9 protein-coding genes are annotated in these 12,760 nt (G+C 74.3%); 2 read left to right on the top strand and 7 right to left on the bottom strand.

Going from position 1 to position 12,760, the window contains the following annotated elements; translation table 11 throughout:
• Positions 1–92 precede the first annotated feature (92 nt).
• The 6 genes from DWV08_RS10885 to DWV08_RS10910 all read right to left on the bottom strand — a co-directional run bounded on the left by DWV08_RS10885 (position 93) and on the right by DWV08_RS10910 (position 9,410).
• On the bottom strand, positions 93–3,482 hold the full coding sequence (locus tag DWV08_RS10885) for an ATP-binding protein (protein WP_115413809.1): 3,390 nt from the start codon (positions 3,480–3,482) through the stop codon (positions 93–95).
• Between the two features lie 34 nt (positions 3,483–3,516).
• A complete protein-coding gene (locus DWV08_RS10890) occupies positions 3,517–5,409 on the bottom strand; it encodes an SIP domain-containing protein (protein ID WP_115413810.1) in 1,893 nt (630 codons plus the stop codon).
• A 4-nt stretch (positions 5,410–5,413) separates the two neighbouring features.
• The gene (locus DWV08_RS10895; protein ID WP_338142892.1) at positions 5,414–6,439 is read right to left on the bottom strand and encodes a FecCD family ABC transporter permease; all 1,026 of its coding nucleotides are present in this window, start codon (positions 6,437–6,439) and stop codon (positions 5,414–5,416) included.
• Positions 6,436–7,431, bottom strand: coding sequence for a FecCD family ABC transporter permease (locus DWV08_RS10900; RefSeq protein WP_115413811.1), 996 nt, complete (start codon positions 7,429–7,431; stop codon positions 6,436–6,438). Before DWV08_RS10900 ends, DWV08_RS10895 begins: the two co-directional genes overlap by 4 nt.
• A gap of 9 nt (positions 7,432–7,440) precedes the next feature.
• A complete protein-coding gene (locus DWV08_RS10905; RefSeq protein ID WP_115413813.1) occupies positions 7,441–8,487 on the bottom strand; it encodes an ABC transporter substrate-binding protein in 1,047 nt (348 codons plus the stop codon).
• Positions 8,488–8,717: 230 nt separating this feature from the next.
• Positions 8,718–9,410: a DUF4194 domain-containing protein gene (locus tag DWV08_RS10910; protein ID WP_115413814.1), complete on the bottom strand. Its 693-nt coding sequence runs from the start codon at positions 9,408–9,410 to the stop codon at positions 8,718–8,720.
• A gap of 164 nt (positions 9,411–9,574) precedes the next feature.
• On the opposite strand from DWV08_RS10910, the gene DWV08_RS10915 reads away from it, so the two are divergent.
• On the top strand, positions 9,575–10,498 hold the full coding sequence (locus DWV08_RS10915; protein ID WP_115413815.1) for a hypothetical protein: 924 nt from the start codon (positions 9,575–9,577) through the stop codon (positions 10,496–10,498).
• Positions 10,499–10,596: 98 nt separating this feature from the next.
• The gene (locus DWV08_RS10920) at positions 10,597–10,968 is read left to right on the top strand and encodes an MGMT family protein (protein ID WP_115413816.1); all 372 of its coding nucleotides are present in this window, start codon (positions 10,597–10,599) and stop codon (positions 10,966–10,968) included.
• Between the two features lie 19 nt (positions 10,969–10,987).
• On the opposite strand, the gene DWV08_RS10925 is transcribed toward DWV08_RS10920, so the two are convergent.
• On the bottom strand, positions 10,988–12,553 hold the full coding sequence (locus tag DWV08_RS10925; protein WP_115413817.1) for a DUF3375 domain-containing protein: 1,566 nt from the start codon (positions 12,551–12,553) through the stop codon (positions 10,988–10,990).
• Positions 12,554–12,760 lie beyond the last annotated feature (207 nt).

The raw sequence follows: 12,760 nt of genomic DNA on the forward strand, positions 1-12,760 counted from the left end.
CACCCGCGCCCGCGCCGCGCCCGTCGGGGCGGGCCCGGCGTCCCCGCGCCCGGCGGCGTCGCGCCCGGCCTCCCCGCGATTCGGCGCGCGGCTCACTCCTCGGTGCGCACGAACTCCACCGGGGAGACCGACGAGTAGCGGTCCTGCCGGATCGAGACGACGCCGACGCCGCCGATGAACGGGGCGAGGGCCTGCGGGTTCTTGCCGGGGTTGGCGAGCACCACCTGGAAGCCGAAGTGGCGGAAGGACTCCATGGCGGCGGTGATGAACTTGCCCGCGCCCTTGGAGAAGGCCTCGTCGATGATGATCGGGGCGTAGCGGGGCACCTCCTGGCCGGTGCCGGCCAGCTGGTAGCGCAGCGCGGCGGCGAGGCAGAACGTGGCCAGGCGCTCGTTCTGACCGCCGGAGAGCGGGCCGCCGGACTCATGGGCGTGCACCACGGTACCCTCGGCGTCGACCTCCTCGGCGTGGAAGTGCACGTGCCGGCGCACGTCGAGGATCACCCGGGAGACCTGGTCGTCGCGGGTGCGGGCCGCGCCGATCATGTCCATCAGGTGCCGCAGCGAGAGGAAGCGCTCCTCGGCCAGCTCCCGGTCGCGGGAGATGTCGTTCAGGGCGGTGTCCGCCACGGCCTCCTCGAGCGCCCGCTTGAAGTCGTCCAGCGCGGTGAGGTGCACCGGCCGCATCGACAGCTGCAGGAAGCGGCCGGAGTGGAACTCCACCTGGGCCAGCAGCGAGTTGATCCGCTGGAGGCGCTTGCGGATCTCCGCCGGCTCCCGGGCGATCGCGGTGGCGAGCGCCTGCACGTCCCCGAGGGTGTTGCCGGTGAAGAACTCGAAGAAGCGGTCCTCCACCTCCGGCAGCTTCTCCTCCTCGATGCGGGCCAGGATCGCGAGGTAGTCCTCCACCCCCTCGAGGGTGGGGGCGGTGTCCCCGGCCTGCGCGGGCCAGCGGCGGGAGAACTCCCGCATCGCGGTGCGCATGTCCTCCTCGGCGCGCGAGGTGCGGCGGGTGAGGTCCATCAGCTCGGCGTCCAGCGTGGCCGAGGCATCCTTGGTGACCTGGTCGATGGTGGACAGCACCAGGGTGGGGGCGATCGCGGCGAAGCGCGCGGCGAGCTCCTCCTCCACCTCCGGGTCCAGGGTGGACTCCGCGATCCGCTCGCGTGCCTCGGCCAGCCGCTCCTCGGCCCGCTCGGCCTGCTCCCCGAGCCGTCCGGCGCTGCGCACCACCTCGAGCAGCTCCTCGTCGCTCTCGGCGATCGACGTCTCGACCTCCTCGATCTGCCGGGCGAGCTCGGCGAGCGCGGCGGAGCCGTCCTCCGCGGCGCGCACCATGTCGCGCAGGTTCGCCACCCGGCGCGCCACGGAGGCGGCGTCGATGTCGTCCCACTCCACGGCGCTGATCATCTGCAGGGCGTAGAGCCGCTCCCGCCGGCGCTCCCGCTCGGTCTCCACGTCCTTGCGGCGGGCCTGCGCCTCGAACAGCGCCTGCTCGGCGCGGGTGCGCTCCGCCTCGAACACGGCGCGCTTGGCGCGGTTGTCGAAGCCCAGCACCCACTGGGAGCGGTCGTTGATCTGCCGATCGGCGTTCTTCTCGTGCCGGGTGGCGGAGTGCTTGATCTGGCCGGAGCGCAGCACGGCCCGGTTCAACCGGGTGAACTCCTCGAGGCTCTCCGCGCAGGTGTAGTCCATCCGGGCGGCGATCTCGTGGGACAGCCACACGTGGAACTCGCCGTCCTTGACGTCGAGCTTGGCCGCGAGCGAGCGGTCGTCGACGTTCTTCGCGGGGCGGCGCAGATCGGTGTTGACGCGGTTGTAGGAGATGCGGCGGCGCAGCTTCGTGCGGTCGATCACCTGCGCCACCTGGCGGTAGATGCGATCCGGAACCAGGATCGAGCGGGCCAGGCCCCGCAGCGCCTGCTCCGCGGCGGCGGTCCACTCCTCCTCCCCGGTGCGCACCTGCAGCAGCTCGGCCGCGAAGGGCAGCTCCGTGGGGGCGATGCCCACCTCGGCAGCGATGTGGTCGCGCAGGGCGACGTCCTCGGAGTGCAGGTTCGAGGCGCGGGTGGTGAGGGAGGCGAGCTCCTCGCGCGTGCGGGCGAGCTCCGCCCCGAGCTCGCGCACCCTCGCCTCCGCCTCCCAGCGGTCGGTGTCGGCGCCCTTCTCCTCCGCCTCCAGCTGCTCCCGCAGCGAGGCGACCTCGCGCTGCAGGGCGAGGAACATGTCCTCCCCCGCCGGGGTGCGCAGATCGACGGTGGCCAGCTGGGCGGCGAACTCGGTGCCGCGCTCCCGGCGCCGCTCCCGCTCCACCTCGAGGCCCGCGATCTGCTGCTTCCAGTCGTCGATCTCCCCGCCGCCGGCGCGGCGGCGCTGCTCCTTGAGCTGGGCGAGGTCGGCGCGCGCCTCGGAGACGTCCTGGCCGAGCCGGCGCTGCTGGGCCGCCATCCGGTCGCGCTCGAGCTGGATGCGCTCGGACTCGTCCCCCAGCAGCCGCACCAGGTGCTGGGCGGCGAACACGTCGATGTCGGCCCGGCGGTCCACCAGCGCGCCGCCGCGCTCGCGCATCGCGGCCCAGTCCTCGTGGCTGCCGCGCAGGCCGCGCAGCAGCTCGCGCTGCTCGCGCGCGGTGACCAGCGCCTCGTACACCTCGGAGAGGTTCTGGAAGTTCGCCAGCGCCTGATCGGCGAGGTCGAAGGTGCGGGGCGCGTCGAGCATGTAGTCGCGCAGCAGGGCGTTGACGTCGCCGAGCTCCTTCGCGGACTGGATCTTGTGCAGCAGCCCCAGCGCCTTCTCGTCCGGGATGCCCAGCAGCTGGCAGAACGCGGCGCGGTACTCGCGGAACTGGCGGAAGGTCTGGGTGCCCGGGTGCGCGGCCTCGAGCGCCTTGCCCTCGATCTGGCTGGAGACGAACTGGCGCAGATCGGTGACGTCCAGCGGGGTGCGGGCGATCACGTACAGGCTCTTGACGTCCGAATCGGCGGAGTGCCCGGCGTGCAGCAGCAGCAGGCGGGAGAGCTGCACGGTGCCGCCCTGGCCGTCGCTGTAGCGCAGGGTGAGCACCGACAGGGTGGTCTTCTCCCGCAGCACCTCCTGGCTGAACTCGCCGGTGGCCTGGTCGTAGTGCATCGCCCAGGCTCCGCGCACGTAGCTGGCCACCGTGCGGCGGTACTTCGAGCGCTGCGGGCCCGCATCGGAGGCGGCGGCGTTGAACTGCAGTGTGCGCGGCGGGGTGAGCAGCGCGCTGATCGCGTCCAGCAGCGTGGACTTGCCGGTGCCCGGGCCGCCGGTGAGGAAGAAGCCCTTGGAGGAGATCGCCAGGTCGTGGGTGCCGTGGAAGGTGCCCCAGTTGGAGATCTGCACGGCCACGAGCCGCCACTGCCCGGGGTGCGGGTGATCGGGGTCGGTCACCGTCGGGGCGACGTCGGCGGCCAGGCCGGGCAGGGCCGGCCCGTCCTGGGAGGTGTCGGTCGTGGTGGTCACCCGAGAGAGGGTACTAAGGAGCGGGCCGGCGCGCTCAGTGCTCGGGCCGTCCCGCGCGCCAGTACCCCATGAAGGAGACCTGCTTGCGGTCGATCCCGAGCTCGCTGACCAGGTGCCGGCGCAGCGTCTTGATCACCCCCGCCTCCCCCGCGAGCCAGGCGTAGAAGGCGCCGCGGCCGGTGGTGGTCTCCCACAGGATGGCCTCGTCCACGTCCACGTCTTCGAGCTCCCGGCGCAGCGCGGCGGGCGGGCACTCCACCGCGGCGTCCCGGAAGGCCTGGGCGTTCTCGCCCATCACCCGCCGCACCTCGGCGTCGAGCAGCTCCCCGTGCGCGCGGCCCTCCCGCGGCAGCCAGGTGACCTGCACCCCGGAGCGGGTGAGCAGCGTCTGCTCGTCCTCGGCGTGGGGCACCTCCAGCAGGGCGTGGCCGCTCACGGAATCCGGCAGCGCCTCGAGGATCGAGCCCACCGCGGGCACGGCGGTCTCGTCCCCCACCAGCAGCACGGTGCGGGCGGTGCCGGGACGGAACTCGATGCCCCCGTACTCGGGGCCCACGAGGTGCCGGTTCGGGCCCAGCAGCGTGACGGCGTCGCCCACCTGCGCGTCCCGGGCCCAGCGCGCGGCCACGCCCTGCCCGGGCACCTCCACCGGGTCCAGGTGCAGCACCATGTCGAGGTCGATCTCCGGATGGTCGGAGACGTTCCCGGGGTGCCCGGCGGCGCGCTGCTCGCGCACGGTGTAGGTGCGCATCCAGCCGCGGTCGGAGGGGTCGATCTGCAGCCAGGTCCGGTACCAGTCGGCCTGGGTGACGGGGTCGAGCATCCCGCCGGGTCGCACCGGCGCGAAGTGGTCGGCGCTGCGGTGCGGGCCGGGGATGATCAGCTTCACCCGCAGGTCCAGCGGGTGGGAGCCGGTGCCGAAGTGCGCGAGGTCGGGCCCGGCCAGGGTGAACCGCACCAGGGACGGGCCCAGGGGGCGCCGGGCGACCACGGCGAGGTCGAAGGCGAGCATGCTGGAGTGCTCCAGGGCGGGCACGGCCTCGGCCGCCTCGGCGGCAGCGGTCTGGGCGGTGGTGGTCTGGGCGGTGGTGGTCCGGGCGGTGGTGGCGGACACGGGGTCCTCCTGTCGATGGGGGGTGGCGGTGCGGTCCCGGCCCAGCGGCAGCACCATCGGCGTGCCGGTGACCGGATCGGGGGCGATGCGGGCGTCGAGGGCGAACACCTCGTGGGCCATCTGCTCGGTGATGACCTCGTGCGGGGTGCCTTGGGAGTGGATCTCCCCGCCGCGCACGGCCACCAGGTGGTCGGCGTAGCGGGCGGCGAGGTGGAGGTCGTGCAGCACGATGCCCACGGTGGTGCCGCGGGTGAGGTTGAGGTCGCGCACCACGTCGAGCACCTCCAGCTGGTGGGTGACGTCGAGGTAGGTGGTGGGCTCGTCCAGCAGCAGCACCTCCGTCTGCTGGGCGAGCGCCATCGCGATCCACACCCGTTGGCGCTGACCGCCGGAGAGCTCCTCCAGCAGCCGGTCCTGCAGGTCGTCGGTGCGGGTGGCGGCGAGCGCCTCGGCCACGGCCCGCTCGTCCTCGGCGCTCCACTGCGGGAACAGGCCCTGGTGCGGGAAGCGTCCGCGGGTGACGAGCTCGCGCACGGTGACGCCGTCGGGGGCGACGGGGCTCTGCGGCAGCAGGCCCAGCCGACGGGCGAGCTCCTTGCCGCGCAGGGAGTGCAGGTCTTGCCCGTCCAGCAGCACGCTGCCGCTGCGGGGCGCGAGCAGGCGGGACATGCCGCGCAGCAGGGTGGACTTCCCGCTGCCGTTGGCGCCCACGATGATCGTGATCCGCCCTTCGGGCAGGGTGAGGGTCAGGTCGCGCACGATCTCCCGGCGGTCGTACGCCAGGTGCAGGTGCTGGGCCTGGATCAATGCCATCGGTTCACCTTCCGGAGCCGGAGGTCGAGGAGCGGGTGAGCATCCACAGCAGGAACGGGGCGCCCAGCGCCCCGGTGACCACGCCGGCGGGCAGCTCGGTGGTGGGCAGCATGTTCTGGCCCACGATGTCCGCCAGCAGCACGATCACGGCACCCACCACGGCGGCCAGCGGGAAGCTGGGCCGGCCCGCGAGCAGGCGCGCGATCGGCCCGGCGAGGAAGGCCACGAAGGCGAGCGGGCCGGTCACCGCGACGGTGAGGGCGCTGAGGGTCACCGCCACCAGGATCAGCGCCACCCGGGTGCGGGGCACGGGAAGGCCCAGCCCGGTGGCGGTGTCGTCCCCCAGCTGGAGGATCCGCAGCCGCACCACCAGCAGCGCGAGGGCGGGCACCAGCCCGGCGAGGGCGATCGCGAGCACCGCGGCCCGTTCCCAGGTGGAGGTGGACAGCGAGCCGATCATCCAGTGCATCGCGTCCCCGGCGGACTGCAGCGACAGCCGGGTGAGCAGGTAGGAGATCAGCGCGCTCAGCGCCGCGGCGAGGCCGATGCCCACCAGCACGAAGCGGTTGTCCACGGCGCCGGCGGCGCCGGGCCGGCCCGCCCCGGAGACCAGCAGCAGCAGCGCGGCGGTGCCGAGCCCGCCCAGCAGCGCGCACCAGAACACGGCGCGGCCGTCGGCCGGGAGGAAGGTCATCGCCAGCACCGCCCCGGCGGAGGCGCCGAGCGTCACGCCGATCACGTCGGGGCTGGCCAGCGGATTGCGCAGCAGGGTCTGGAAGGTGGTGCCGGAGAGGCCGAAGGCGATGCCGGCCAGCACGGCGACCACCGCGACGGGCAGGCGGTGGTCCCACACGATGAAGGAGATGCCGGGGATCTGCTCCCCGCCGAGCACGCGCAGGGCGAGCACGGGGTCCACCATCGGGGTGCCCACCAGCACCCGCACCGCCACCATGGCCAGCAGGAGCGCACCGGCCCCCGCCGCGAGCAGGGCGGCTCGGCGACGGCGGGCGCGGCGCACGGCGGGGCTCACAGTCCCACCTGCCGGCGGGTGCGGATCAGCACGATGAACACGGGCACGCCGATCAGCGCGGTCATCACGCCCACCTGCACCTCGGCGGGCGGCGCGATCACCCGGCCCACGGTGTCGGCGAGCAGGATCAGCACCGGGCCGCCCAGCAGGCACAGCGGCACGATGCGGCGGTAGTCGCCGCCCACCAGCAGACGTGCGGCATGCGGGACCACCAGGCCCAGGAAGCCGATCGGGCCGGCGAGCGCGACGGCCGCGCCGCACAGCAGGATGATCGCCACGCCCAGGAGCATGCGCGCGCGGCCCACGTGCACGCCGAGCCCCACGGCGGCGTCGTCGCCGAGGGCGAGGGCGTTGAGCATCCCGGCGGACAGCACGATCACCAGCGCCCCCACGGCCATGAGCACGCCCACCTGAGCGATCTCGGCGAGCCCGCGGGCGCCGAGGGTGCCCACCTGCCAGAAGCGCAGCCGGTCCAGGGAGGCGTCGTCCACCATCACCAGGGCGTGCACCACGGAGCCGAGGCCCGCGGTGAGGGCGGCGCCGGCGAGGGCGAGCTTGACGGGGGTGGCGCCCTCCCGGCCCAGGGAGGCGACCGCGTACACGGCGATCGTGCCGAGCGCCGCACCGGCCAGGGCGAGCACCATGAACCAGGCCACCTCGGAGACGTCGGCGACGTACACCCCGATCACCACGGCGGTGGTGGCCCCGGCGTTGATCCCGAGGATCCCGGGATCGGCCAGCGGGTTGCGGGTCATGCCCTGCATCGCGGCGCCCGCGACGGCGAGCGCCGCGCCCACGGCGATCCCGGCGAGGGTGCGCAGCAGGCGGGAGCGGACCACCACGTGGTCCGCCAGGCTCGCGTCGGGCGCGCGCAGCGCCTCCCACACCATGCCGGGCGGGACGGTGCGCGCCCCCACCATCAGCGACAGGGTGCACGCGACCGCCAGGGCCAGCACGGCCCCGGCGATCACGAGCGGGAGGGAGCGGCGCACCGGCTGCGCTCAGCCGCGCACGGTCTGGGCGGTCTCGACCACGGTGGGCACGAAGTTCTCCAGCGCCCAGGGGAGGCTGAGCGCGCTGGCCGCGGAGATCGAGAGGGTGAGGTGGTCGTCGTCGGTGAGGACCACGCCGCCAGCGGCGACCGCGGGGATCTGGGCGAACAGCGGGTTGTCCCGGAAGTCCTCCACGGTGGTGCCGGCCTCGGCCCAGGTGTAGAAGAGATCCGAGTCCAGCTCGTCGGCCCGCTCGGCGGACCACTCGATGTAGAAGCTGTCCTCGCCCTCGGTGTTCTCGGTGACGACCTCCGCCTGGGTCATGCCCAGCGCGGTGAAGAACCGCGGGCGGGTGTCGCCGCCCGCGTACAGGGAGATGGAGTCGTCGGCGAGGCCCAGGGTACCGGCGATGAAGGTGGCGCCCGCGACGGCGGGGTTCTCCTCCCCCACGGCCGCGAGGTCGGCGGTGATCTGCTCGGCGAGCGCGGTCGCCTCCGCGGAGCGGCCGGTGGCGGTGCCGATCGCGGTCAGGGCGTCCTCCCAGGAGGTGGTGTAGTTCGCCGCGATCGGGCCGATGGTGGGGGCGATCCGGCTGAGCTGGTCGTACTCCTCCTGGGTCACGCCGGAGTAGGCGGCGATGATGAGGTCCGGGGTGAGCGCGGCCATCTCGTCGTAGTTCAGGCCGTCGGACTCGTCGTACTGGGTGGGGGCGTTCTCGCCGCCCCAGCCGGCGCCGAGCTCCTCGAGCTTCGCATCGATCCAGTCGGTGGAGGCATTGTCGTTGCCGCCCCAGGTCACCGCGGGCATGCCCACGGGCACCAGGTCGAGGGCGAGCACGGTGTCCGCATTGACCCAGGAGACGGTGACGATGCGCATCGGTTCGGCCTCGACCACGGTCTCGCCGTATAGGTGGGGGACGGTGGCGGGGAACGCACCCTCGGGGGCGTCTCCCCCGGTCTGCCCGGTCCCGGTCTCGTCGGCGCCGCCGGAGCAGGAGGCGAGGGCGGGGGCGGCGAGCAGGGACAGGGCGACGAGCGCACGACGGGAGAGCTGCACGGCGGTTCCTTCGGGGTCGGTGCCGCCGGGACTCGGCGGTTAGGCGAGCCTGACCTTATTCCGTAACGCCGATGGTGCGCAATTCCCTGTGGGGTGCGGGGTGGCCGAGGCGCCCCCGACAGGCACGGGCGGGCCGCCGAATGCGAGCGAGATCACGCGCCGGTGCCGCGGGGCATTCCGGGACGGGGCGGGACACGCCCGGGCCGACCGGCGGGTCGGTCGACGTCCTGTCAGGAGCGGGCGGGCGCCGGCTCCGCCGGGTCCTCGTCCGCGTCCTCCGCGGATTCCTCCGGGTCCTCGAGCCCGGTCACGCCCGCCTCGCGGTACAGCGCGATGAACTCGCGCGCGGTGTCCGGCCCGATCATCAGGCGCAGCACCGGGGAGACTTCGTAGTCGTCGCCCTGCTCGTCCAGCAGCCCGGCGCGCTGCACCTTCGCGATCGAGGCGCGCACCTCCTTGGCGAAGCCGGCCTCGTCGGTGGAGGTGGTACGGCGGTAGGCCGCCAGCGCCTGCTGCAGCTCGGCCTCGGAGACCACCGTGCGCTGCCCGCGCGAGGACTGGGTGAGGAGCATCTGGCGCAGGATCAGCATCAGCACCGAGTCCAGGCGGTTCATGCCCGTCAGGCGGCGCAGCAGCTTGGGGGCGTCGGGATCCTCCTCGCTCTGGCGCACGAAGGCGACCTGGGCGTCGTCGTCGACGATCAGCTCCAGGAAGAGATCGGCCAGCCGCGCCTCGATCGCGGCGCGGTCGCGCAGCAGCTGCGCGTAGCGGGCCCCGTCGCGCCGACCGTCGAGGAAGGGCCCCTGCAGCAGGTGCACCAGCACCCGCCGGGACTCGTCGACCAGGGCCGTGCCGGGCGCGGACGGCGGCTGCTGCGCGTCGGCGGTCTCGTCGGCGTCGGGGCGGGGCGCGGTGGTGCTCACGGGGCCCTACCCTACCGGCGCGCACCGGCGCGCACCGAAGGGGCGGATCGGGCGCGCTGCGACGAGCGTGCTTCCCCCACCCCCTGGTTTCTGGTGGAATCACGGTGCATGCAGGAAGCCCTTCGCACGCCCTGTGCGGAGGAGTCGACCGCGAGGAGCAGACCATGGAACTGTCCACCCCCGTCCTCATCGGGATCGTGCTGCTGGCCCTGATCGTGGTGATCGTCGTGATCGTGCTCGGGGTGAAGTCCTCGCAGCGGCGGCGGGCACGGCAGGAGGAGGAGAACCGTCGCCGCGCGGCCGCGATGCGCGAGGAGGCGCAGAAGCAGGAGGAGGCGGTGCGCGAGCGCGAGCTCTCCGCCCGTGAGACGGAGCTCGAGGCCGAGCGCGCCCGCCTCGAGGCCGAGCGGAAGGTGCAGGAGGCCGAGCAGCGCCGCACCGAGGCGGAGAAGCAGCGCACCGAGGTGGAGCAGGATCTCAGCGCCGTCGAGGCGCGGCGCGCGGAGGCCGATCGGCTCGATCCCGACGGCGGCGGCGCGGACCGCGCCGCGCATCGCACCGAGCACACGGACGGCCACCGCCCCGAGCACGCCGCACCCGAGGCCGAGCAGCGCACTCCCGAGGTCGAGCACGAGAGGGCCGACGCCGAGCGCGCCGCCGACCGCGAGGGACATGGCCGCCGCGCCGCGCGGCCCGCGCCGGAGGAGCCGCTCGCCGGTGGCGCCCCGCCCGCGGCGGGCGCCGGTGCCGCTGCAGGCGCTGGTGCCGACGCAGGCGCGGCATCGGAGCCGGCGCCGGAGCAGGAGTGGGCGTCGGGCCAGGAGCCGGCCGCCGCCCCGGAGGCGCACGCCGCGCAGACCCCGCCGGCCGAGGAGCAGTTCGGGGCGCCGACCACACGGGAGGGCCTGCAGACCCCGCCCGCGGAGCAGCAGTTCGGCCGCTCCGCGGCGGAGGACCTGCACGACCAGCACGGCTCGCTGGAGGATCCCGGCCCGGACGGCGAGACCTGGCGCCACCCGGAGCAGGAGCACGGGCACCACGGCGACACCCCCCGCGGTGACGCCGAGGACGGCACCCACCGCGGCTGACCCCACCGCCGACGCAGGACGGCCCGGGGAACTCGTCGGCACGAGGCCGACGACCCCGGGCCGTCCCCGTGCGTGGCGCGCGTGCCAGACTGACCGCCATGGTCACCGGTCCCGCCCGCACCCGCATGGACGACCTCACCGTGGAGCGGGTGCTGCGCGTGGTCGAGGCGATCCCGCCGGGCCGGGTCGCGGCCTACGGCGAGGTGGGATCGCTCGTGGGCGTGGGGCCGCGCCTGGTGGGGCGGATCCTGCGCACCTGGGGCGCGGGGGTGCCGTGGTGGCGGGTCACGAACGCCTCCGGCGACCATCCGCTGCTGGCCCGGGCCCTGCCGCACTGGGAGGCGGAGGGGATCGCCGTGAAGCCGAATGGCCGCGGCTGCCGGATGGGCGAGTTCGGCGCGGACCTCGAGGTGCTGCGCGAGCGCGCCCGCCCCGCCCTGGCGGAGCTGGAGCAGACGGAGGGCCCCTGACCGGCACGGGCCGCCGGGGTCACTCGACCGGCACGTCCTCGAGGAAGTAGTAGGCGGGCACCCGCGCGGCGTAGTCGTTGCCGTCCAGCTCGCGCCAGGTGACGATCTCAGTGGAGCCCTCGCGCGGCTGCGCATGGCTCGTGGCCAGGAACATCAGGCCGATCACGCTGGCCAGCCCCTGCTCCGCGGGGCGCGCCCGCAGCACGTCGCCGATGGAGGCCTGGCCACCGGCCCCGCGCACCTCGTTGACGTGCGCGGTGAGGCCCACGGTGTCGATGTCGTTGGTGCGCACCAGGTCCTGCAGCACCTCCACGCTGAGCGAGGTGGCGTCATGCACCTCCGCCTCGGCGGGGGCTCCCGGGTCCGTGGGGTCCTTCAGCCGGTGCTGGGAGACGGAGCCGAGCTGCACCCGCGAGAGATCGAGGTCCAGCCCGAACGGCGCCCGGGTGGACACCTCGTCCTTCTGCGCGAGGGCGACGCCCTGCGCCTCCTGCAGCGCCTCCAGCAGCACCCGGTGCTGGCGGAAGTCCTGGGAGCGCACGAACCGGGCCAGCGAGCGGTACAGCTCCGTCTTGACGTCCAGCACCTCCTGCGCCGGCTCGTACAGGTCGCTGAACACGTTGGCGAGCCGCTCGCGCTCGTCCCGACCCAGCGAGCGGGCGAAGTCCCGCTCCAGCAGCCGGTCCACCAGGTCCTGGGTGGTGCGGGTCTGCGCCGGGTCGTTGAGCATCCGGAAGAAGGCGGTGAAGGTGCGGCCCACGCTGGACTGGCCCAGCAGGTCGTCGCCGGCCAGCAGCTGCTCGAGGATCTCGCCGCGGGAGCCCTCCGGGGAGAGGATCTGCTCGCGCAGGTGCAGGTCCACGGCGCGGAGGTCCTCGCGGTACTGCAGGAAGTCGCCGGAGAGCTCCGCGGCCACCTGCAGGATGTCCCGCAGGCGGTCTGCGGAGGCCTCGGGGCTGGGGAGCATCAGCTCGCCCTCGGAGAGCTCGCGGATCTCCGCCTCGATCCGCTCGCGGCGGCGCTGGAGGTCCGCCAGGCGCACGTCCCGATCGGTCTCCGTCTCCTGCGCGAGCCGCTCGAACTGCTGCACCACCAGGGTGAGGCGGGACTCGGTGGTGGTGGGACGGTGCTCCTCGAGGGAGGCGATGAACTGGATCGCGTCGATCGTGGCCGGGGACGGCTCGAACGTGGTCTCGGTGTGCTGGGGGTCGTCGCGCCGGGTGAGGTAGCCCTCGCGCACCCAGCCGTCCACGTACTCGGCGGCGCTGCGGCCGCCGCGCGCCTCCCCCTCGGCCCCGTCGGCCGCCTCCGCGCCGTCGGCGGCGGCATCCGCGCCCGTGCCCTCGGCCGTGTCGTCGTGCAGCAGCGCCACGTGGGCGCCCACCCGGGCGATGAGCTCGCTGCGGGGCAGGCGGCGATCCCCCGCGGGGAACGTGGCCTGCAGGATCGCGAGCACGGCGGGGGCCTTGGTGGCGGCGAGCAGGCGCCAGGTGCTGGCCCGCCGCAGCTGCTCGTAGATCTCCTTGCGCGCGGCCACGGCGTCGCTGCGGCGGTCGGTCCACCGGTTCGGCTCGGTCGTGGTCACGGTGAGCGAGTCTAGCCCCCGCCGCGCGGGCGCGAGGCTCCCGGCCGGGACGCGCCCCGGGATGCCGGCACCGTCGGGAGCGGGCCGCGCCGCACCGCGCCGCGTCCGCGACCCTGCATCGTTGTCGAGATGTGTCTGCCCCGCCCCGCCACGAGGCCGGACCCTGCGATAACGTCGTCGTGACAGGGAGCCACGAGCCCCGGCGAC

The sequence above is a fragment of the Brachybacterium saurashtrense genome, from assembly GCF_003355475.1.
GTDB lineage: Bacteria > Actinomycetota > Actinomycetes > Actinomycetales > Dermabacteraceae > Brachybacterium > Brachybacterium saurashtrense.

Bases quoted from the DNA above. Each gene is read 5' to 3' on its own strand.
- DWV08_RS10890 (WP_115413810.1), bottom strand. From the start codon at position 5,409: ATGGCATTGATCCAGGCCCAGCACCTGCACCTGGCGTACGACCGCCGG.
- DWV08_RS10915 (WP_115413815.1), top strand. From the start codon at position 9,575: ATGGAACTGTCCACCCCCGTCCTCATCGGGATCGTGCTGCTGGCCCTG.
- DWV08_RS10920 (WP_115413816.1), top strand. From the start codon at position 10,597: ATGGTCACCGGTCCCGCCCGCACCCGCATGGACGACCTCACCGTGGAG.